At 38.8% G+C, this 19,936-nt stretch carries 24 protein-coding genes; 14 read left to right on the forward strand and 10 right to left on the reverse strand.

Annotated features, from left to right (window positions below):
- The 6 genes from E1176_RS17595 to E1176_RS17620 all read left to right on the forward strand — a co-directional run.
- The coding region (locus E1176_RS17595; protein ID WP_155212361.1) for a homogentisate 1,2-dioxygenase at positions 1 to 784 on the forward strand (784 nt) is incomplete at its 5' end.
- Between the two features lie 156 nt (positions 785 to 940).
- Positions 941 to 1,348, forward strand: a complete 408-nt coding sequence (locus E1176_RS17600; protein ID WP_155212362.1) for a hypothetical protein — start codon at positions 941 to 943, stop codon at positions 1,346 to 1,348.
- Between the two features lie 85 nt (positions 1,349 to 1,433).
- Positions 1,434 to 2,735, forward strand: a complete 1,302-nt coding sequence (locus E1176_RS17605; RefSeq protein ID WP_155212363.1) for a DNA recombination protein RmuC — start codon at positions 1,434 to 1,436, stop codon at positions 2,733 to 2,735.
- Positions 2,736 to 2,739: 4 nt separating this feature from the next.
- Entirely contained in the window at positions 2,740 to 3,120 is a 381-nt protein-coding gene (locus E1176_RS17610) for a co-chaperone GroES (RefSeq protein ID WP_155212364.1), read from the forward strand.
- Positions 3,120 to 3,323: a hypothetical protein gene (locus tag E1176_RS17615; protein ID WP_155212365.1), complete on the forward strand. Its 204-nt coding sequence runs from the start codon at positions 3,120 to 3,122 to the stop codon at positions 3,321 to 3,323. The genes E1176_RS17610 and E1176_RS17615 overlap by 1 nt, the downstream gene beginning before the upstream one ends.
- A gap of 98 nt (positions 3,324 to 3,421) precedes the next feature.
- Entirely contained in the window at positions 3,422 to 4,261 is an 840-nt protein-coding gene (locus E1176_RS17620) for a mechanosensitive ion channel family protein (protein ID WP_155212366.1), read from the forward strand.
- 13 nt (positions 4,262 to 4,274) lie between these two features.
- On the opposite strand, the gene hemB is transcribed toward E1176_RS17620, so the two are convergent.
- The 3 genes from hemB to rocD form a co-directional block, all read right to left on the reverse strand.
- Entirely contained in the window at positions 4,275 to 5,249 is a 975-nt protein-coding gene (gene hemB, locus E1176_RS17625) for a porphobilinogen synthase (RefSeq protein WP_155212367.1), read from the reverse strand.
- A gap of 23 nt (positions 5,250 to 5,272) precedes the next feature.
- Complete coding sequence (locus E1176_RS17630; RefSeq protein ID WP_155212368.1) at positions 5,273 to 5,827, reverse strand: hypothetical protein; 555 nt, start codon at positions 5,825 to 5,827, stop codon at positions 5,273 to 5,275.
- Between the two features lie 209 nt (positions 5,828 to 6,036).
- A complete protein-coding gene (gene rocD / locus E1176_RS17635; protein WP_155212369.1) occupies positions 6,037 to 7,314 on the reverse strand; it encodes an ornithine--oxo-acid transaminase in 1,278 nt (425 codons plus the stop codon).
- 259 nt (positions 7,315 to 7,573) lie between these two features.
- Between rocD and rpmB the strand changes: the two genes are divergently transcribed.
- From rpmB to ftsY, 4 genes are all read left to right on the forward strand, one after another.
- Positions 7,574 to 7,813 (forward strand): 50S ribosomal protein L28, encoded by a 240-nt coding sequence (rpmB, locus tag E1176_RS17640; RefSeq protein ID WP_155212370.1) that lies wholly within the window; start codon positions 7,574 to 7,576, stop codon positions 7,811 to 7,813.
- A 27-nt stretch (positions 7,814 to 7,840) separates the two neighbouring features.
- Positions 7,841 to 8,023, forward strand: coding sequence for a 50S ribosomal protein L33 (gene rpmG, locus E1176_RS17645; protein WP_155212371.1), 183 nt, complete (start codon positions 7,841 to 7,843; stop codon positions 8,021 to 8,023).
- A 2-nt stretch (positions 8,024 to 8,025) separates the two neighbouring features.
- A complete protein-coding gene (locus E1176_RS17650; RefSeq protein ID WP_155212372.1) occupies positions 8,026 to 8,178 on the forward strand; it encodes a DUF4295 domain-containing protein in 153 nt (50 codons plus the stop codon).
- Positions 8,179 to 8,311: 133 nt separating this feature from the next.
- Complete coding sequence (gene ftsY / locus E1176_RS17655; protein WP_155212373.1) at positions 8,312 to 9,271, forward strand: signal recognition particle-docking protein FtsY; 960 nt, start codon at positions 8,312 to 8,314, stop codon at positions 9,269 to 9,271.
- A gap of 45 nt (positions 9,272 to 9,316) precedes the next feature.
- Here ftsY and E1176_RS17660 read toward each other — a convergent pair whose 3' ends face one another.
- From E1176_RS17660 to E1176_RS17670, 3 genes are all read right to left on the reverse strand, one after another.
- On the reverse strand, positions 9,317 to 11,602 hold the full coding sequence (locus tag E1176_RS17660; RefSeq protein WP_155212374.1) for a T9SS type A sorting domain-containing protein: 2,286 nt from the start codon (positions 11,600 to 11,602) through the stop codon (positions 9,317 to 9,319).
- Positions 11,603 to 11,682: 80 nt separating this feature from the next.
- Positions 11,683 to 12,381 carry a DUF6048 family protein gene (locus E1176_RS17665; protein ID WP_155212375.1) on the reverse strand — a complete coding sequence of 233 codons (699 nt, stop codon included), beginning with the start codon at positions 12,379 to 12,381 and terminating at the stop codon, positions 11,683 to 11,685.
- A complete protein-coding gene (locus E1176_RS17670) occupies positions 12,350 to 12,808 on the reverse strand; it encodes a DUF6452 family protein (RefSeq protein ID WP_155212376.1) in 459 nt (152 codons plus the stop codon). Before E1176_RS17670 ends, E1176_RS17665 begins: the two co-directional genes overlap by 32 nt.
- A gap of 167 nt (positions 12,809 to 12,975) precedes the next feature.
- Here E1176_RS17670 and rimO point away from each other — a divergent pair, with 167 nt between their 5' ends.
- Genes rimO through E1176_RS17690 form a run of 4 tightly spaced genes read left to right on the forward strand, consistent with a single transcriptional unit; the run spans position 12,976 to position 17,722 of the window.
- Positions 12,976 to 14,292, forward strand: a complete 1,317-nt coding sequence (gene rimO, locus E1176_RS17675) for a 30S ribosomal protein S12 methylthiotransferase RimO (RefSeq protein ID WP_185152868.1) — start codon at positions 12,976 to 12,978, stop codon at positions 14,290 to 14,292.
- A 13-nt stretch (positions 14,293 to 14,305) separates the two neighbouring features.
- Positions 14,306 to 15,868, forward strand: a complete 1,563-nt coding sequence (bshC, locus tag E1176_RS17680) for a bacillithiol biosynthesis cysteine-adding enzyme BshC (RefSeq protein WP_155212377.1) — start codon at positions 14,306 to 14,308, stop codon at positions 15,866 to 15,868.
- On the forward strand, positions 15,861 to 16,433 hold the full coding sequence (locus E1176_RS17685; protein ID WP_155212378.1) for a 5-formyltetrahydrofolate cyclo-ligase: 573 nt from the start codon (positions 15,861 to 15,863) through the stop codon (positions 16,431 to 16,433). The genes bshC and E1176_RS17685 overlap by 8 nt, the downstream gene beginning before the upstream one ends.
- 41 nt (positions 16,434 to 16,474) lie before the next feature.
- Positions 16,475 to 17,722, forward strand: coding sequence for a protoporphyrinogen/coproporphyrinogen oxidase (locus E1176_RS17690; RefSeq protein ID WP_155212379.1), 1,248 nt, complete (start codon positions 16,475 to 16,477; stop codon positions 17,720 to 17,722).
- Here the strand turns inward: E1176_RS17690 and E1176_RS17695 are convergent.
- The 4 genes from E1176_RS17695 to ispF form a co-directional block, all read right to left on the reverse strand.
- Positions 17,709 to 18,074 (reverse strand): DUF2784 domain-containing protein, encoded by a 366-nt coding sequence (locus tag E1176_RS17695; RefSeq protein ID WP_155212380.1) that lies wholly within the window; start codon positions 18,072 to 18,074, stop codon positions 17,709 to 17,711. The genes E1176_RS17690 and E1176_RS17695 overlap by 14 nt on opposite strands.
- A gap of 12 nt (positions 18,075 to 18,086) precedes the next feature.
- Positions 18,087 to 18,545, reverse strand: coding sequence for a GreA/GreB family elongation factor (locus E1176_RS17700; RefSeq protein WP_155212381.1), 459 nt, complete (start codon positions 18,543 to 18,545; stop codon positions 18,087 to 18,089).
- A 149-nt stretch (positions 18,546 to 18,694) separates the two neighbouring features.
- Complete coding sequence (gene mnmC2, locus E1176_RS17705) at positions 18,695 to 19,378, reverse strand: tRNA (5-methylaminomethyl-2-thiouridine)(34)-methyltransferase MnmC2 (RefSeq protein ID WP_155212382.1); 684 nt, start codon at positions 19,376 to 19,378, stop codon at positions 18,695 to 18,697.
- A complete protein-coding gene (gene ispF, locus E1176_RS17710; protein WP_155212383.1) occupies positions 19,375 to 19,854 on the reverse strand; it encodes a 2-C-methyl-D-erythritol 2,4-cyclodiphosphate synthase in 480 nt (159 codons plus the stop codon). The genes mnmC2 and ispF overlap by 4 nt, the downstream gene beginning before the upstream one ends.
- Positions 19,855 to 19,936: the final 82 nt, after the last annotated feature.

A 19,936-nucleotide genomic window follows, 5' to 3' on the forward strand; every position in this document is an offset into this window, starting at 1 on the left:
CATTCATGATGGTGAAGGCTATCTACACTCACAAATGGGTAGCATTAAAATCAAACAGGGCGACTATGTCGTTATACCGCGTACTGTAATTTATAAATTTGAGTTTGAAGAAAACAAGCCCCTTAAACTTCTCGTGGTGGAATCGGCCAATCCTATTGAAACGCCTAAAAGATATCGTAACGAATTAGGCCAATTACTAGAGCATTCTCCTTTCTGCGAAAGAGACATTAGACCTCCTTCTGAATTAAAAACTGAAAAAGATCTTGGAGAATACGTAGTAAAAATAAAAAAGCACAATCAGCTGCATGAGTATATATACGAACATAGCCCATTTGATTTAGTAGGCTGGGATGGGTTTTTATGGCCTTATGCTTTTTCGATTCATGACTTCGAACCCATTACGGGGCGTATTCACCAACCACCACCAGTGCACCAGACTTTTCAGGCATTTGGCTTTGTTATTTGTTCGTTCGTACCACGTTTGTTTGATTATCACCCACTTTCTATACCGGCACCATACAACCACTCAAATATTGACTCAGACGAGGTGCTTTATTATGCCGAAGGTGAATTTATGAGTAGAAAGGGCATTGATCGTGGTTCTTTTACGCTACACCCAGGCGGTCTGCCACACGGACCACACCCAGGCACGGTAGAAAAAAGCATTGGAGCCAAAGAAACACATGAAATTGCGGTGATGGTAGATACTTTTAAGCCGTTATTTCTTACAAAAGACGCGCTGGAGTATGTAGACAAAAAATATCCTATGAGTTGGAGTGAGTAGATTAAAGCTATTAGCTAAAAGCCTCTAGCTTCTAGTGTGACTGGGATAAGTCTCTTTATGAATGAATAAATTGTGAAGCAACAAATAGTATCAACTCAAAAGTTAAAGAGCTACCGAGTAATCACACTGTTAATTTGGTTACTATTTTTCTCACTAATGATTATTTATTCTTTCGAAATCTTTTCAGAAGATAGAATAAATTGGTTTGGTCTTTATCTACCTGTTTACTTTAGCGTGGCTTTTTATGTGTTGTACATCAAAAGAACTTTGAAATTAAAAAGTGTGGCTGCTGATCAAGAAAATTTATACATTATAGAAAAAGGCCAGGAGGTGGTAATCCCTTTCGTTGAAATAAAGGAAGTAAAGCTGAAAACAGCTATAGGCACACATTCGGTTCAATTATATAGAGACCTTGGCTTTGGAAAAGAATTCTTATTTAAATCTTCACTTTGGTATCCGTTCAATTTTAAAAAGGTGGATGATCAGGTTTATGAGCTTCAAAGGGCTATCGAAAGAGCCAAGCGAGAATACCAACCTAATAATTATCGTGCACTGGGAAGTTGAAACAATTCAACCTTGACCTTGGCCCAATTTGAAAGGTCGCACAAACAATATTGTTAATTGTTAATTGTTCATCGATATTTACACCATGATTGAATTGGTTTGGTTAATTACCGGTGTAGTGATCGGAGGCGCAGGTGCGTGGTTTATTGCAAAATTTAAGTTTGAAAGTGACGCTAAAGATTCTGCTTCGCTGCAAATAGCAGAAGAAAGGGTAAATAACTTACAAAATGAAACCGCCTCTCTAAAAAATGAGCTGCAACGCGAAAGAGAGCAGGTATTACAACTCAACAACAACCTCTCGACTACAGAAGCTGATTATCGAAATCTTCAGGAAAAGCTCAAAGAACAAAAAGAAGAGCTCGGTCAACTACAGCAAAAATTTAGCATTGAGTTTAAAAACCTGGCCAACGAAATATTTGAAGAAAAAAGCAGAAAATTTACTGACCAGAACAAAGTCAATTTAAGTGAATTGCTCAACCCGCTTAAAGAAAAAATTTCTGACTTTGAGAAAAAAGTAGAGGTCAACAGCAAAGAAAGTCTGGAGCAAAGCACCGCCTTGAGAGAGCAGTTGAAAGGTCTTCGAGAACTCAACCAGCAAATGACAAAGGAGGCCGAAAATCTCACCAAAGCATTAAAAGGAGACACCAAAACTCAGGGTAGTTGGGGAGAATTTATTTTGGAGAGTATTCTTGAAAAATCAGGATTAGAAAAAGGCCGTGAATATTTTGTGCAAGAATCATTTACCAACGATGACGGAAGAAGACTTCAACCCGATGTGATCGTAAGCCTCCCTGATGATAAAAATATAATTGTAGACTCAAAAGTATCTTTAATAGCATATGAGCGATACATCAATAGTGAAGATGACGAAAAGGCTGTTAATCTTAAAGCTCACCTACTTTCAATAGATAACCATATTAAGGGGCTAGACAAAAAAGAATACCAAAAACTTTATGGCATTGAAGGTTTAGATTTCGTTTTGATGTTTATCCCGGTTGAGCCCGCCTTTAGCATGGCCGTGCAAGCCGATCCGGAGCTTTTTAATAAAGCCTATGAGCGCAACATCGTAATGGTAAGCCCATCGACACTGATTGCCACTCTACGTACTATCTCTAATATCTGGAAAAATGAATACCAGAATAGAAATGCACTGGAAATTGCACGACAGGGAGGAAACTTATACGATAAATTTGTTGGGTTTGTAGAAGATCTAAAGAAGATAGGTAAAAGCCTCGAATCAACACAAAGTGTCTACAGAGATGCTATGAAAAAGCTATATGACGGGCAGGGTAATCTGGTAACGAGAGCTGAAAAAATTAAGGCCTTAGGAGCTAAAACCAGTAAAACAATAGATCAAAAATTAATTGATAGAGCAAAGGAAGACTAAGTAGATGCAAAGAGTAACACCAGACAACAAGTGGCGTAAACTTATCGTAGTTGGCGATCGTGTTTTAATTAAACCAAAAAAGCAGTCAGAAAAGACAAGCTCAGGATTATTTTTACCTCCAGGGGTGCAAGAAAAGGAGAAGATCCAAAGTGGGTACATCATTAAAACCGGCCCAGGTTACCCTATACCTACTCCCGCAGAAGACGATGAACTCTGGAAGGGAAAGGAAGAACAAATAAAGTATGTGCCACTACAAGCACAGGAAGGTGATTTGGCCATCTTTCTTCAAAAGGGTGCTGTTGAAGTAATCTACGAAGAAGAAAAATACTTCATCGTACCGCAGGCCTCTATTCTCATGTTGGAACGAGAAGAAGACATAAGCTAATGGCAGGAGTTCATTTCAATGCCATGCGTGTAGGCAAAAAATACTCATTGGTAAATTATGGTGAGAAATTCGAGTTTGAAGTAATCAAAAGACTATCAGAAGAAGAGTTTGTACTTAAAGACCTCAACACATTAGAGACTTATAACCTCTCAGATTTCATTGCTTTTGGCAAGGGCAAAGACTTTGAGATCGATGAGATTTAGTGATCAATATTTTCTGCCATAATCGCTCACAGACTTAAGATAATCACCAGTGCCATGTAGTGTAATTTAAATTTTAGAGCTATTTTGTACTTAGCGGTATGGAAAAGCTACTAAACATATTGGAATTGACACTCTTTACCATCGGTGAGTATAGCCTTTCTGTCTATATGCTGGTACAGGCTTTTCTTATCTTTCTGATAGGTAAATTACTTCTCTTCATTTTTAAAAAAGCCATTAAAAGGTGGAAAGGCGGTAAAATTGACAAAGGCAGTCAGTATGCATTATTCCAAATCGTAAGATACCTCATCTGGATTGTGCTAATCGTACTGATTCTTGATGTATTTGGTGTAAAAGTAACAGTGCTCATAGCAGGTTCTGCAGCCTTACTGGTAGGTATCGGTCTTGGCTTACAACAAACCTTCAACGACATCATATCCGGTGTTATATTATTAATTGAAGGGTCTATTAAAGTTGATGATATTCTTGAGGTTGGTGATGATGTTGTGATAGTCAGAAGAATAGGCTTAAGAACATCAATTGTTGAAGACCGAAATGACATCATCATTATTTTGCCAAACTCAAGAATTGTCACCGATCAGGTGATTAATTGGAGTCACAATGTTAAACGTTCCCGCTTCAGTATTAAAATCGGGGTGGCTTATGGCTCTGATGTCGATTTAGTGATACAACTCCTTACAGAAAGTGCTGCTGAACATTCGAAATGCGACCCAGACAAAAAACCATTAGCCAGGCTTATAGATTTTGGAGAATCATCGCTCGATTTCGAACTGTTCTTTTGGAGTAAACACATGTTTATCATCGAAGCTGTAAAAAGCGATATTCGAAGAAGTATTGTAAAGAAATTTGAGGCAAATGGCATTACTATTCCATTCCCTCAAAGAGATGTTAACCTAAAGCAAAACAACACTGATAATTGAGATTTGCTTAGAATTATGAGTTTTTCAGCTTTGCCCACTCTTTGGCAAAGTAGGTTAATATAACATCAGCTCCTGCCCGTTTAATACTGAGAAGCATCTCATGCATTGTGGCTTCTTTGTTAAGCCAACCTTTTTCGGCAGCAGCCGCCACCATAGCATACTCACCACTCACATTATAGGCAGCTATAGGTTGTGCGTAATTGTCTTTTAATAGCTTGATCACATCAAGGTATGCCAATGCCGGCTTAACCATCAGAAAATCTGCTCCTTCATCCACATCGAGATCAGCCTCTATTAAAGCCTCTCGTTGATTGGCCGGGTTCATTTGGTAAGTTTTTTTATCACCACTTTTTGGTGCAGAATCTAAGGCGTCTCTGAATGGGCCATAAAAAGCACTGGCATATTTGGCTGAATATGACATGATAGAAACATTGGTAAAGCCATTTTCATCCAGCACATCGCGTATGTACCCTACTCTACCATCCATCATGTCAGAAGGACCTATTGTATCGATACCTGTTTCTGCCTGAGCCAGGGCCATTTTACCCAAAATATCCAGCGTTTCATCATTTACTATCTCCCCACGATCGTTGACAATACCATCATGACCATCACTGCTATAGGGATCCATAGCCACATCAGTCATAATAGCTGCCCCGGGAAATTTTTCTTTTATTTCTCTCAAGGCTTTCAAGTAAAAGAAATTGGAGTCATAGCTTTTCGTAGCCATTTTATCCTTGTGCTTTTCATCTACCACCGGAAAAATATCAAAAGCTTTCACACCCAGCTTCAGGCATTCCTCTATTTCTTTGAGCATAGGCTCGAGCCCAAGCCTATTAATACCAGGCATTGATGCAACTGGTACACTACCTGATTGGTCTTCTAATAAAAATAACGGATAAATAAAATCGTTGGTGCTAAGGTGAGTCTCTTGTACAAGATCACGGATGGCAGCACTTTTTCTGTTTCTTCTTGGCCTAATAAACATGCCGCAAAGTTACCATTTTTAGTTTAACTCTGAGCAGGCAAAAGTGTAATTGGGATATGGTCTGGCCGATAGCTTGATGGGAAGTTTTTAACACAGAAATTTAGCCCGCAAGTAAGCACAAACAGACTGATAGCTACCGGTATAGCCAGTAAAAAGTTATTGAGTTGATAATTTACAGAAAGATATGTAGCTAATGTAAGTATGGTAATGATTGCCGCTACACGCAACATGTAATATTGTGGCTTTACACCAAAACCATAAGTCGCTTTGCTCTTTTCTTTTAGGTGCATATGCAAAACCCTTACAAATGAATTATAATGATTTTGCTGTAAGATTTCTCTCTGGTCAAGGTCCCAATTTTTACTGGTGATAAAAATGGGCTTGTCATCTTTAATATTAAGCGTGCAGGAATAACTACTGGGTGTGCAAAAACCGCCAGGCTTATTGAGCCATACCGCAGTTATATTTTTATATGGCACTTCATAGATGGCATCATCTAATACATAGATGATCATCTCGTTCTTCAGAATTAGCGTTCTCTCTTTTCCGCTCTCGTTTATTTTAAAGCTGTATTCCATAGACCAATTGTAATATAAGAAGAAATCCTGTATCTAATTATATAATTTGATAAAAATTCTACCAATGGATAGAACATTTACGCCAGTGGTAAATAGAGATTACCAAAGTTCGCGTCCAAATATGTACTTTACAAAAATGCTGAGCACCAGAGATAAGTAATGTAAGGGGTATCTCAAAAAATATTCAGAGATTACCCCTTATCAATGGCTTATTTAAAGTCTCTGATTGTACTTTCTATAATATCACAACATTCGTGAAGTTGCTCCTCTGTCATTACAAGAGGTGGAGCAAATCTAATGATGTTACCATGTGTTGGCTTCGCCAGTAAACCGTTTTCTTTAAGAGCAACACAAATATCCCATGCAGTAGAGCTATCTGGTGTGTCATTAATTACAATAGCATTGAGTAGTCCTCTACCTCTCACTAACGTAATGGTATCAGTAGTCTCAATAAATTTATTCATTCTCTCTCTGAAAATTTCACCCAGCCTACGTGCGTTTTGAATTAGCTTTTCATCATTTACAACTTCAAGAGCCGCCATTGCCACCTTGCAACCTAAAGGATTGCCACCAAATGTACTCCCATGCTGACCCGGCTTGATAACGTTCATCACCTCATCATCGGCCAACACAGCAGATACCGGATAGGCTCCACCTGATAACGCCTTACCTAAGATTAAAATGTCAGGTCTTGTATAAGTAGCTTCTTGTCTCTCACACTTGTGCTCACAACTACAGTCACCACAAACTCTCAACAAACCGCCAGTACGTGCTATACCGGTCTGTATTTCGTCAGCAATAAATAAAGCTCCTTTTTTCTTACAAAGAGCAGCTGCTTCAGCCAGGTAATTTTTATCTGGCACTACAACACCTGCTTCACCTTGAATTGGCTCTACCAGAAACCCTGCTACATTTTCATCTTCCAACGCTACTTCCAGCGCCTCGATATCATTATAAGGTATATTAAGAAAGCCTGGGGTATATGGCCCAAAGCTGTTGCGTGCATCTTCGTCATTAGAGAATGAAATTACTGTAGTTGTTCTTCCGTGGAAGTTACCATCACAAACAATAATTTTTGCCTGATTTTCAGGAATACCTCTCTTCTCGTAGGCGTACTTTCTACAAATTTTTATGGCAGTCTCTACACCTTCAGCCCCGGTATTCATAGGTAACACCTTGTCAAAACCGAAGTATTCAGTTATATACTTTTCATAAGGCCCTAATATATCATTAAAGAAAGCCCTTGATGTAAGGGTTAATGTTTCTGCCTGTTCTTTTAAGGTGCCTACAATTTTAGGATGACAATGCCCTTGGTTTACAGCACTGTAAGCAGAAAGAAAATCAAAATATTTTTTACCCTCTACATCCCACACGTATACACCTTCTCCTTTAGACAATACCACAGGAAGTGGATAATAATTATGCGCCCCGTGCTTTTCTTCTAGTTTAATTGCCTCTTCCGAAGTTAGTTTTTGTGTGATTTCCATGATAATCAAATTAAATGTTATAAAATGCACCACTCATCACGGAGAGTGGCCAACCTTTCCTCATTGACGGAGAGAAATCATCCTGAATGCAAATGTAAGCAATCAAACGCTAAGATTAATGGCTATATTTGCAACATACTTTGGGTAAAGTACTGTGTATTAAAAAAATAATATATCGTCCGTTTTGATTATTAATATTCTTTTTGCGATATTTGCAGACCCAATTTAAAAAGGTACATAATATTAAGTTTATATAGAGATGTCAAAAGTTTGCCAGATTTCAGGAAAAAGACCTCAGGTGGGTAACAATGTTTCTCACGCAAACAATAAAACGAAGAGAAAATTTTATCCTAACCTTCACAAGAAGAGATTTTATATCCCTGAAGAAGATACGTGGATTACATTAAAGGTTTCAACTTCTGCTTTGAGAACAATCAACAAAAACGGCATTACTGCTGTTTTGAAGAAAGCAAGAGCAAACGGAAACACATTAGTATAAGATTACAAGGCATAAAGATATTTTATCATGGCAAAGAAAGGTAACAGAGTGCAAGTGATTTTGGAGTGTACGGAACACAAAAACAGTGGTAAGCCGGGAACTTCAAGACACATCACTACTAAAAACAGAAAAAACACTCCTGATAGATTGGAGTTAAAAAAGTATAACCCAATACTTAAGAAATACACCGTTCACAAAGAAATTAAATAACCATGGCTAAGAAAGTAGTTGCGTCATTACAGAAGAAAGAAAGCAAAAACATGGCTAAAGTTATAAAGGCCGTGAGATCTGAAAAGACAGGTGCTTACACTTTCAGAGAAGAAATTGTACCCATTGACAGGGTAAACGAAGTTTTAAAGGGTTAATTCTTTAAAAACCTTTTTAATAAAGTGATAGAAGTCCCTTTCGAAATATAATCGGAAGGGACTTTTTGCTTATATTTCCACTACAAAATTGGCGTATACAAAACGCCAAAACCTTTAAACCCCAATTTGTACCATGGCATTATTCGGAGGTCTGTTTTCTAAAGAGAAAAAGGAGTCACTTGACAAAGGACTAGAAAAAACCAAAGACAGCTTTTTTAACAAGCTAGGCAAAGCTGTTGTCGGTAAATCTAAAGTAGATGAGCAAGTACTCGATGAACTCGAAGAAGTTCTTATCACCTCGGATGTTGGCGTAAAAACCACAATAAAAATTATTGAGCGTATAGAAGAGCGCGTAGCCAGAGATAAGTATCTGGGCGTAGATGAGCTCAATAAAATTCTAAAAGAAGAAATTGCCGGCTTACTTTCTGAGAATAACACAAAAGACCTTGAAGGATTTGTAGTGCCTGCTGATAAAAAGCCATATGTAATTATGGTTGTAGGCGTAAATGGTGTAGGTAAAACCACTACCATTGGTAAACTTGCTGCTCAGTATAAGAGGCAGGGCCTCAATGTAGTGCTCGGAGCAGCCGATACTTTTAGAGCAGCTGCTGTTGACCAGATAAAACTTTGGGGTGAGCGTGTAGATGTGCCTGTAATTGCTCGTGGTATGAACACCGACCCATCGGCAGTAGCTTTTGATACTGTAAAATACGGAGTTGAAAATGGCGCTGATGTAGTGATTATCGATACCGCTGGTAGACTTCACAACAAGGTAAATCTTATGAATGAGCTCACCAAGATCAAAAGAGTGATGCAGAAATTCATTGAAGAAGCTCCTCACGATGTGATGCTTGTATTAGATGGAAGTACTGGTCAGAATGCTGCAATACAGGCCAGAGAATTTACCAAAGCTACAGACGTAACTTCATTAGCAATCACCAAGTTAGATGGAACAGCCAAAGGCGGTGTTGTGATTGGCATTTCAGATGAATTTAAAATACCGGTAAAATATATTGGTGTAGGTGAAAAAGTAGATGACCTACAGGTATTTAACAAGATGGAATTTGTTGATTCTTTTTTTAAAAGTAATTAGAGCCAGTATTTACCGATTCTAATTACTTTTTTCCTTCCAGCCTGATTAATGCGTCACCAATACCCTGTAATTCCTTTCAAAGTCGTCAGCTGACTTAACTTTTACTATATAATACCCTCGCTTAAGCTGACTGATTTCTATTTTAATTAACCCGTCTTTTTGGGCCTTATTTACAGTAAGTGTACGTCCGTTTAAGTCTATTACTTCTATTTTATCTACATCTATAGTTTCTTTTGTATAGATATTTAATACCTGATCAGCAGGATTGGGATAGAGTGTCAACCCTTCGTAAACAATTGCTTTTTGAATAGTTGAGTATTCGAATTGTCCATCATAATCGACCTGACGAAGCCTGTAATAGTTAACGCCTGCATGCGGCCTCGCATCTGTATACTGATAGTTACTAACTGATGTAGTAGTACCAGAACCTTCGACTTTTGCTATTTTTTCATAGAATTTGCCGTCTAAAGACCTTTCTATTTCAAAATAGTCGTTGTTAAGCTCCGATGCCGTTGACCAATAGAGCTCAACTTGATTATTAACTACCTCAGCATCAAAAGTCATCCAGCTAACTGGTAAAGGATTATTTTCAATTCCAATAACCTCCATATCAAAACTGATATCTGAACTGTTTACCGCTCTTTGATGAATTTCTACAGCAAGCACATTTGCTCCATTTACCAAAGATGCACTGCTAACATTGAAAGAATTATAATTATCCTCGTCTTCACCTGTGATCGTACCTGGCGCCAAAGTCGTAAAAGTAATGGCCCCGGCTGGCATATTATCTCTCAAAACCTCTGTTCCGTTAAGGTAGACCACGGCACCATCATCTCTCAATAAATTTATTGTAAGCGAAGAGTATATACTTGCATCAGGAACGGTAAAACTGTGTCGGAAATAAGTGGTTTCGTGTTTATTATTTGCATCACCTCCGAAACTTACAACTGTAGATTGGCTATCACCATAACCCAAAACCCCAGCACCTGACGCCCAACCGGAATCATTAAAAGAGGGGTTTCTCCAGGCCGTACCCTGGTTTGAGCCATCATCTAAGTAATTCCATGTCGACTGTTTAGAAACCAAAGCATTACCAAATTGGCCAATCAATTCAAGATCAAAACTGATATCTGAGCTTGATAAGTTACGTTGGTGTATTTCTACAGCTACATGATTAGTGCCCGCAGTTAAGACAGAGGAAGCTAATGTAGTTTCGATGAATGTATCTTCTCCCGATCCTGAAACTGTCGCATTAGCAAATGTAGTATAGGTAACAGTACCTGCTGCCATATTTTGTCGGTCAACCTCCACACCGTTGATGTAGACCACGGCCCCATCATCGCGTAGCAACCTTAGGAGAACAGTGCTATAGTCATTCGGATCAGGTACATAAAATGATTTTCTAAAATAAGTGGTTTGATACTTATTATTCGCATCTGGCCCAAAGCCTACTACAGTGGTTTCGTCTCCATCTCCATACCCAAGTTGTGCCTGATCTGACGCCCAGCTTGAATCATCAAATGAAGTCCCTCTCCAGGCGGTACCCTGATTGCTTCCATCATCTAAATATCTCCAAACTGAACCAGCCTTGATTAATTTTTGATCCGTTGAAATGCCATTATTGCCTGTGCCATTTAAAGGACAAGTGCCACATCCTGTAATAGTAATATCACCACATATTTGATCACTGGTAGCACCATTGAGATATTGAATCGCATCCCCTATATCAACTATACCTGAACCACACAGCTCGGCATCAGTATGGTCTATATAAATATCATCGCCTGTTGAAGTTGTATTAAAAAGTAATGTTTCACTATTGCCTGTAAGTACAAAATCATCTGTAAGGCTCAAAGTAGCTGAACTACTAACCTCTAGCCTTCCTAAAATAATCAGATCGTCACCTGCCGAAGTAGTTTCCAAAGTCCCATGAACTAAAACCGAACCTGCAAGCATCATCCTTTGATTAGAGGTAAGTGTGCCTCCGCTATTTATTGTTATGTTACCAACTTGATAGAAGTTTGCACTTCCTGAACCATTGAAAGTTCCTACGTTGGCTAAACCCAAGGCATTGGCACTAGTGGCGGTCGAGCCGTTGTCAGCCATATTATTTACGACTATTGTATGGCCATTTAAAATAACGATATTATCATTTCTACCGGGAATCGCAGCAGCGGCACCTGAGCCGTCTGCATTGAGTGTCCATGAGTCTGCTTCGTCCCAATTTCGGGGAGCAGTGGCAGCGTTTCTACTATAATAAGTAGTTTGTGCAACTGATACTGACATCGCAGTAACTGCAAGAAGAAAGAGAGGTAGCTTTTTGGTAATCATAGTGTTATATACGGTAAAGACCGCACAAGTAAGTTAAATTTTATAACATCCACAAAAAATGCTATTCAAATTAACGCACACTATTTGTCTTTTTTGAAGGGTATTTTTATTATCAACCAGTAGTCCAACCCCCAGGCAGATGTTTCATCTGCGCGGCCGTAGCCGGGCACCCAATGAGGGATTAAATTATTGCCTTCGAATGTATCTGAAGCAAATTTGAATCGGCCTGTATAACCAAGCCATAAAATACGTGTAATCTTTACTTTTAAGCCCGTAGTTACTTCAAACCAATTAGAAGAAAGTGATCCATTGTGCACATCGCCACTACCTACACCCCAAATGGGGTCGTTGATATTGTATGTCATTTGATCTGAAAAGTTGGCAAAAGCATACCTCAAGCCGAAAAATAAGGTACTTCCATCAGGATCCCTGTGCAAGAAATTCACATCAGGACCTATCTTGTAAAATGTACCACTATTTGTATAAATGCCGTTATCACTCCTCCACTCCCTATCTAACTTGCCAAACTCAAAATTTAAGAAGTATCGATAAAAATCTACATCTGCAGATAGGTGCAATTCTCGATTTTCCCCTCCCGTAAATCCTTTAAACCCATCGTTAATGATTGCCTGAGTTGGACTGATAAGATCTACTCCTACCCTTATACCGGTGGGTATATATTTGCCCTGAATTGTATCAGGTACTATATCACTCTGCGCTGAGGCAAAGCATGAGATGAATAGTAAACTAGTCGTTATTATATACCCTAATATCCTCATTAACTACATCAGCTAAAATAGTATTAATTACGCTTATCGAATCAAAATCACTCCTTACGGCCTTCAAATCAGAATATAGAAGCTCCACACCACAATCTTCTGAAATAAATCTTCCGCCTGTTGAATAAGCAAGAGTTAGTGTATCAATTCCATATTCTCTTGTATCAAAAACAAATGTCACTTCATTAGCATTAGGATCAGCTGGGAGAGCGAATCCTGAAACATCTGGCACGTCACTAAGTAAAGCAGTGTCTATGCCTATAGCCTTTAGCTCATTAAGAAAAACAGTATCAAGTTCGTTTTTCTCTAGCTTATAAAGCGAAATATTGATGGTACTGCTAAGTTCGCTTACACAGTCTGGCTCCTCGCAGGCTAGAGTACCTACAAGTAAAAGCGTGATAAACAGAGTGATATGATTTAATTTCATTTGCAAGCCACAAATATAACTATTGAGTGCTCAACCAAGAAGCAAATTTATTTTTCTTAATTTTGCGGACTATTTAAACGAAGTCGGTGTTACGTTATTTGAATTTACATCTAAGCATGAAGACTTAGATAATAGCATGGCGATATCATAACAAGAAGGAGAAAAGCGTGAAAACTAAGGGAAGAAGAAAAGACAAAGTAAATATTGTAACACTAGGTTGCTCTAAAAACCTCGTAGATTCTGAGGTGATGCTCACCCAGCTCAAAGGCAACAAGATTGATGCTGTGCATGAATCTAAAAAAGATGATGCCAACGTGATTATCGTAAACACATGTGGCTTTATCGATAATGCCAAGCAGGAATCTATCGACACCATCTTGAGATATGCTGACGCTAAAGAGGAAGGGGTAATAGATAAGCTTTATGTAACCGGTTGTCTTTCACAACGATACAAAGATGATCTTGAGCAGGAAATTCCTCAAGTCGATAGCTTTTTTGGCACTATGGAGTTACCGCTTCTTCTTAAAAAATTTAAAGCTGATTATAAGCAAGAGTTGGTCGGAGAACGAATTCTGACTACATCTAACCACTATGCTTACATGAAAATAGCAGAGGGATGCGACAGACCTTGTTCGTTTTGCGCTATACCATTAATGCGAGGCAAGCATGTATCAAAATCTATAGAACAACTCGTGTTAGAAGCTAAAAATTTAGCCAAAAATGGCACCAAAGAGCTTCTACTTATTGCCCAGGACTCTACCTACTATGGTTTAGATATTTATGGTAAGCGTAACCTGGCTGAGCTACTTAAGCACCTATCTGATGTAGAGGGTATAGATTGGATACGTCTGCACTATGCTTTCCCAACAGGTTTCCCTTTAGATATTCTGGATGTGATGGCTGAGAGAGATAACATTTGCAACTACCTAGATATGCCATTACAACATGGCTCTACTCGCGTGTTGAAGCATATGCGAAGAGGAACTTCTCGCGAAAAACAAGAAGAACTGATACAAACGATCAGAGAAAAAGTACCTGGCATCGCTTTAAGAACAACTCTTATTGCTGGATACCCAACAGAAACGCAGGAAGACTTTGAGGAAATGTATGGGTTTGTTGAGCGTTCTCGCTTCGAAAGATTAGGCATTTTCACCTATTCTCACGAAGAAAACACTCACGCACATAATTTTGAAGATGATGTGCCTGAAGAAGTGAAACAACAGCGAGCCAATGCCGTTATGGAACTACAAGAAAACATTTCATACGAAATCAATCAGGAGAGAATAGGCAAAGAATTTAAAGTGCTTATCGACAGACAAGAGTCGGGCAAGTACATTGGCAGAACGGAGTTTGACTCACCAGAAGTAGATAACGAAGTAATTATAGAATCAAAAGACAACCATCTTAGAATTGGGGATTTTGTAAATGCCAGGATCACAGACGCCACTGAGTTTGATTTGTATGGAGAGGTAGTAAAAGCTTAAAAAAACATACAATATGGTCATAGAAAAGGTTGCTTTTGATAAAACCAATCAATTCTCAACAATATTCACTGATTACATCAATGGAGAGAGTCGGCTACAACCTTTTTATGACAAGCCCCCAAAGGCAGAAAGCTTTAAAAAGCAGCTTCAGGAAAAGAAACTATCTGCAGAGCATAGAAAAATTCTCTGTCAGGTTCTGACAAGCCAATACGAAAAGCTAAATGAAGTTGACGATCGAGTAAGCACTAATATTGAGCTGCTTAAAGATTCCAGAACTTTTACCATCACCACCGGGCATCAGCTCAATATCTTTACAGGGCCTCTTTATTTTATTTACAAGATAGTTTCTGTCATCAATACTTGTAAGGCCTTAAAAGAAGCTTACCCAGACTATAATTTCGTGCCTGTTTATTGGATGGCTTCTGAAGATCATGATTTTGAGGAAATCAGCTATTTCAGGCTCAATGGCAAGAAGATAAAATGGAAAACCAGTCAAACTGGTGCCGTTGGTAGATTTGATCCAAAAGAGCTCAAAACTATTATTGAAGAAACACCCGGTATACCTGATTTTTTCAAAAAGGCGTATTTAAAAAATGACTCCCTTGCCGATGCTGTACGAGATTATGTAAACCATCTTTTTGGCAAACACGGCTTAGTGGTGTTAGATGCAGATGATAGTGAGCTTAAGAAAATTTTCTCAGAAGTAATTTTAGACGATTGCACCAACAACACGGCAAATAGTTTGGTCAATGAGCAGTCTAAAATACTTGATGAAGCTGGTTATAAAACACAAGTTTACCCTCGGGAAATCAATTTTTTCTACTTGAAAGATGGTCTTAGAAGTCGCTTAGTAAAAGAAAATAATGAATATCAGGTACTCGATTCCGATATCAGCTTTACAGAGGAGGGTCTGAAGAAAGAATTTGAAGAACACCCCGAGCGATTCAGCCCAAATGTAATTTTAAGACCTCTGTATCAGGAAGTGATTTTACCGAACCTGGCATATTTTGGAGGCCCAGGTGAGTTGGCTTATTGGTTCCAACTAAAAACTGTTTTTGACCACTACAAAGTGCCTTTCCCTATTTTAATGCCAAGAAACTTCGCTTTGGTGATCCCCGGGCATGTCAAAAGAAAGATGGATAAGGCAGAATTAACAACTTTAGATGTCTTCACTCCAAAGCATGAGCTACTCAAAAATCTAGCCCTGGCAAATGCTCAGCATGATATTCATCTCAACGGGCAGCGTGACGGCATTCTTGATTTATTTGAAAAGGTAAAAGCCATGGCCGCCAATATCGACCCTACACTCGCTCCGCATGTTGAGGCACAACAGACTATTACCGCCAACCGGTTAGATGCCATTCAAAAAAAGTTTATTCGGGCAGAGAAAAAGAATCAAGCAGACCGTATGCGCCAAGTTGAAGATATATTAGAAAACTTGTTGCCCAACGGCACCCTACAAGAACGCACAGACAATTTTCTTAACTTTTTTATGGCTAACCCTTCTTTTGTTGATCAATTAATAGATTACTTTGAGCCGTTTGATTTCCGGTTTAATGTGCTCATAGATGGTTGATAAAAACGTACTCAGGAAGGTTTATTTAGAAAAGAGGCTCACATTGAGCGATGATGAGCTAGAGACTAGAAATATCAATATTCTAAAGCAAACCCTCGCACACTTTGATTTTTCTCAATACAAGTGTATCCATACTTTTCTGTCTATGGTTGAGAAAAAGGAGGTTAATACACACTTAATTGTAGCGAAAGCCACTGATGTGAATGAAGCACTCACTGTTGTAACCAGTAAAACATTGAAAGATGGCCAGCTTGAGCATTACATTGTAGATGATGACCTACGTGTAGAGACTAACAAATGGGGCATCCCCCAACCTGTGCAGGGTACACTGGCAGATATTTCAAAAATTGATATCGTACTGGTACCTCTTATAGCTTTTGATAAGGTCGGCCATCGGATCGGTTATGGAAAGGGTTATTACGACCGTTTTTTAAAAAAAATCCCTCATGCTACTAAAGTAGGTGTAAGCCTTTCTCCTCCACTCGATCTCATCCCTTATTCTAATGAGCACGATGTTGAGTTAGATTTTTGCATTACTCCGCATAAAGTATACAAGTTTCAGTGAAAATTGAAAAACAGAACCCTGTTTACTCTGTTTCATAATTGATGGCAGAGAATAACTCAAATCATGATGTAATTATAGTTGGTGCCGGGGTAGCTGGTTTAGTTTGCGCCTATGAGCTGGAAAAAAGAAATTACAGGCCGCTTATCATCGAAGCGAGTGACCGTGTAGGTGGTCGGGTAAAAACCACTACCATTGACGGCTGTCCGCTAGATCACGGCTTTCAGGTTTTACTAACCGAATACCCTGAAGCCAAACATTACCTTGACTATGATTCTCTGAATTTGAAATACTTCAATTCGGGGGCGATTGTATATGACAAAAGCAAAGTACGCCCACTTTCTGATCCATTGCGTGAGCCTTCGCAAATTTTTAAAATGCTTACCTCACCCGTAGGCACCATTGGTGACAAACTCAAAATAGCACAGTTAGCCTTACATCTTAAACAGAAGTCTATTGAAGATATCTTTAAGAGTAAGGATAAAACAACACTCAGTTACCTAAAAAAGAAGCATTTCTCAGACGATATCATCGATCAGTTTTTCTCACCGTTTTTTGGCGGAATTTATCTGGAAAATGAGCTAAATACATCGTGCAGGATGTTTGAGTTCGTCTTTAAAATGTTTGCCGAGGGCCAGGCAGCCATTCCTGAAAAAGGAATTGAGGAAATTCCAAAACAGCTTAAGGGACTGTTAAAAAACACCACCTTTAAATTCAATTCACCAGTAAAAACCATTGACACTACAGTCCATTTAAGCAATGGTGAGCAACTGAAAGCAGATAATATAGTAGTCGCCACTCAGCCGGAACCGCTGATCAACAACCTTGATGGTGAACCAAGTTATAGATCGGTGATCAACCTATACTTTAAAAGTAAAAAAGGCATTATCAATAAGCCCACCATAGGCCTTGTACCAAGTATGAATATCGCCATCAACAATTTTCACGAGGTATCTGCCATTACAAATCATAACGACTCAAAGGAAAAAGTTATATCGGTATCTGTAAATAAATCCAGGTTAGATGATGACCTTATAGATCAGGTGCAGGGCGAACTGTCATTAATCAGTGATTTGCCTGAAAGTAACTTTACTCTATTAGAAAAATTTAAGGTGTCTAAAGCCCTTCCGGTTGTTGATGATGTAAAAAACAAAATGGAAAGCACTGAGGTAAGACTCAATGATAATATATTTCTAGCTGGTGACTACCTGCTTAATGGCTCCTTAAATGCAGCTATGAAGTCCGGCCGAATTGCTGCCGAAGCTGTAGCTCAATCTGCTACTTTCGTTTAGGTTTAAAATTAAGATATAGCGATACTAGCACAGCCGGCACATATGCTCCAACCGTTATGATATCCACTGTTTTTGAGGACAAACTCATACCTAATATGTTATTGGTAAGGTAAGTGATAAATGATCCGGGCAGGTTGGTTTCCCCGAGCTCTCTTTTTATATCCCATTCTATATCTGTGAGAAAACAATAACCGAAGCCATACCAGAATCCCAATATTATCCAGGAGAAAAGTGTAAGAGCGACTACAACTAAATGAGCACGCCTCCACCTTCTGGGAATCCATCCAAATAAATTAAATCCTATTACTGCAATATGAAGGGCAAACAAGATAAGGTCCAGAAAAAGCAGCATGCAGATATCTTATCAGCTAATCTCTTTGATGGTTATTTTTTTACTGTTCCACTCAAAGCTGTCTCCTTCTTTCATTCCACTCATGGCTTGACCGATGGGTGATGCAGGAGTAATTGCAAAGAAATCTCCCTCGTCTAAAGAAATTTTACCAGCACTTACTGATATATAATAGTTACCCATAGTAGTCTTTACTACAGCCCCTTTAGATACAGAGTCATGATTTATTGTAGGGTTCATATTAATTAGAATTTCTTCTAACTTTCTAGCCTCAGTCAATTGCACAGAGAGGTTTTCTACCTCGCGCTGCATCATTGCCCTTCCTGTCTCAAATTTGTCTCCGGAAGAACTTTTTGTTTCTTCGTTGGCTGATTCCTGAGCAGATACTATAGCTTCTTCAGCATTTTTAATTCTATTATTTACAAAATCTAAACATGCCTCATGTAGAGATTTCTTTAAGGTTTCCTTAGTCATGGTCTTATTTTTGATTTTGTCAATCGATTATAAGATACAAATTATTGTCTAATCTATAATTTGCCGTGATTGTTTACGTAACTGCGCTGTTTGAGTTACTTTTTGTAAATGTCTAACAACCAGATGTGAAATATGTTGAAGATCAGATTCTAGGCCTTCACCCCACGTACCATCTCCTTCTTACCCGGAGGTCCTACAAGTGTTTCTACTTCGAAGCCTAAAGATTTTAGATCTCGCTTAAGCTGGCCTTTCGCACAGTAAGTTACAAATACCCCAGACTTACATAATGCTTCATAGGTTTTCTTCAAAATTGGCAGCTCCCATAATTCCGATTGCTTGTTAGGTGCGAAGGCATCAAAAAACACGACATCAAAGTCGTTTTTTAAAGCTACCTCTTCGAGCTTTGACTCAATTTTTTGCAGTTTAAAGTGGTCGCTTATATTTTCTAGCTTGCCCCAAGGTGATTTGTGTATTTGAGCAAACCATTCATTAGCAGAGTCTACCTTGATGTAATCGGCATGATTTAGACTCAAAGCCATCTCGACTGCAACTGGGTAGGCTTCTAAAGAGGTCATTTCGACATTTAATCTGGCTTTATAAGCCCACTCGGTAACTAAGAGCGCATTGAGTCCTGTACCCAAGCCAACCTCTAAAATTTTTATCGGCTCTTTTCTAGTACAACTATTAAAGAATGTCAATCCGTGCTCAATAAACACGTGCCTTGATTCTTGTACTGCTCCATGAAAAGAATGGTAGGTTTCTTTCAACTCAGGTACATACAAAGAATTGCTGCCGTCTTCTGTTTTTATGATATGGAGCTTTCGTTCGCTCATCTTTTTTCTATCAACACTGTTGCAAAAGCTGCGACACCCTCCTCTTTACCTACAAAGCCAAGCTGCTCGGTAGTGGTGGCCTTTATAGATAAATCCTCTTCTTCTATCGACATTACTTCTGCCAGACAGGCTTTCATGGCCGGTATATGAGGGTTTACTTTTGGTCGCTGTAGGCAAATTGTAGTGTCTATGTTCCCAACTTCCCAACCAGCTTCACGCAAAAGTTTCATTACATCCTTCAACAGAATTTTGCTGTCTATACCCTTATATTGAGGATCTTTATCAGAAAAGTGATAGCCAATATCTCTCATGTTGGCAGCTCCCAACAGGGCGTCACAAATTACATGAATGAGCACATCTGCATCTGAGTGCCCTACTGCACCTTTCTCATGTTCGACTTTTATACCTCCCAGCCAAAAGTCTGAGCCCTCTTTAAGCTGATGTACATCATAGCCTAACCCTGTTCTTATTTTCATGATCTAAATTATTTCTTACCAAAAGCTCAAAAATAAAAATAAGCCATCACTTTGAGGATGTACTCAATACTTTAATTTTGCC

Source organism: Fulvivirga aurantia, from assembly GCF_009711475.1.
In the GTDB taxonomy this organism is placed as follows: Bacteria; Bacteroidota; Bacteroidia; order Cytophagales; family Cyclobacteriaceae; genus Fulvivirga; species Fulvivirga aurantia.

What these genes read in the sequence shown, in the direction of transcription:
- E1176_RS17600 (WP_155212362.1), top strand. Translation starts at nt 941, where the DNA reads ATGATTATTTATTCTTTCGAAATCTTTTCAGAAGATAGAATAAATTGG.
- E1176_RS17605 (WP_155212363.1), top strand. Translation starts at nt 1,434, where the DNA reads ATGATTGAATTGGTTTGGTTAATTACCGGTGTAGTGATCGGAGGCGCA.
- E1176_RS17610 (WP_155212364.1), top strand. Translation starts at nt 2,740, where the DNA reads ATGCAAAGAGTAACACCAGACAACAAGTGGCGTAAACTTATCGTAGTT.
- E1176_RS17615 (WP_155212365.1), top strand. Translation starts at nt 3,120, where the DNA reads ATGGCAGGAGTTCATTTCAATGCCATGCGTGTAGGCAAAAAATACTCA.
- E1176_RS17620 (WP_155212366.1), top strand. Translation starts at nt 3,422, where the DNA reads ATGGAAAAGCTACTAAACATATTGGAATTGACACTCTTTACCATCGGT.
- hemB (WP_155212367.1), bottom strand. Translation starts at nt 5,249, where the DNA reads ATGTTTATTAGGCCAAGAAGAAACAGAAAAAGTGCTGCCATCCGTGAT.
- E1176_RS17630 (WP_155212368.1), bottom strand. Translation starts at nt 5,827, where the DNA reads ATGGAATACAGCTTTAAAATAAACGAGAGCGGAAAAGAGAGAACGCTA.
- rocD (WP_155212369.1), bottom strand. Translation starts at nt 7,314, where the DNA reads ATGGAAATCACACAAAAACTAACTTCGGAAGAGGCAATTAAACTAGAA.
- rpmB (WP_155212370.1), top strand. Translation starts at nt 7,574, where the DNA reads ATGTCAAAAGTTTGCCAGATTTCAGGAAAAAGACCTCAGGTGGGTAAC.
- rpmG (WP_155212371.1), top strand. Translation starts at nt 7,841, where the DNA reads ATGGCAAAGAAAGGTAACAGAGTGCAAGTGATTTTGGAGTGTACGGAA.
- E1176_RS17650 (WP_155212372.1), top strand. Translation starts at nt 8,026, where the DNA reads ATGGCTAAGAAAGTAGTTGCGTCATTACAGAAGAAAGAAAGCAAAAAC.
- ftsY (WP_155212373.1), top strand. Translation starts at nt 8,312, where the DNA reads ATGGCATTATTCGGAGGTCTGTTTTCTAAAGAGAAAAAGGAGTCACTT.
- E1176_RS17660 (WP_155212374.1), bottom strand. Translation starts at nt 11,602, where the DNA reads ATGATTACCAAAAAGCTACCTCTCTTTCTTCTTGCAGTTACTGCGATG.
- E1176_RS17665 (WP_155212375.1), bottom strand. Translation starts at nt 12,381, where the DNA reads ATGAGGATATTAGGGTATATAATAACGACTAGTTTACTATTCATCTCA.
- E1176_RS17670 (WP_155212376.1), bottom strand. Translation starts at nt 12,808, where the DNA reads ATGAAATTAAATCATATCACTCTGTTTATCACGCTTTTACTTGTAGGT.
- bshC (WP_155212377.1), top strand. Translation starts at nt 14,306, where the DNA reads ATGGTCATAGAAAAGGTTGCTTTTGATAAAACCAATCAATTCTCAACA.
- E1176_RS17685 (WP_155212378.1), top strand. Translation starts at nt 15,861, where the DNA reads ATGGTTGATAAAAACGTACTCAGGAAGGTTTATTTAGAAAAGAGGCTC.
- E1176_RS17690 (WP_155212379.1), top strand. Translation starts at nt 16,475, where the DNA reads ATGGCAGAGAATAACTCAAATCATGATGTAATTATAGTTGGTGCCGGG.
- E1176_RS17695 (WP_155212380.1), bottom strand. Translation starts at nt 18,074, where the DNA reads ATGCTGCTTTTTCTGGACCTTATCTTGTTTGCCCTTCATATTGCAGTA.
- E1176_RS17700 (WP_155212381.1), bottom strand. Translation starts at nt 18,545, where the DNA reads ATGACTAAGGAAACCTTAAAGAAATCTCTACATGAGGCATGTTTAGAT.
- mnmC2 (WP_155212382.1), bottom strand. Translation starts at nt 19,378, where the DNA reads ATGAGCGAACGAAAGCTCCATATCATAAAAACAGAAGACGGCAGCAAT.
- ispF (WP_155212383.1), bottom strand. Translation starts at nt 19,854, where the DNA reads ATGAAAATAAGAACAGGGTTAGGCTATGATGTACATCAGCTTAAAGAG.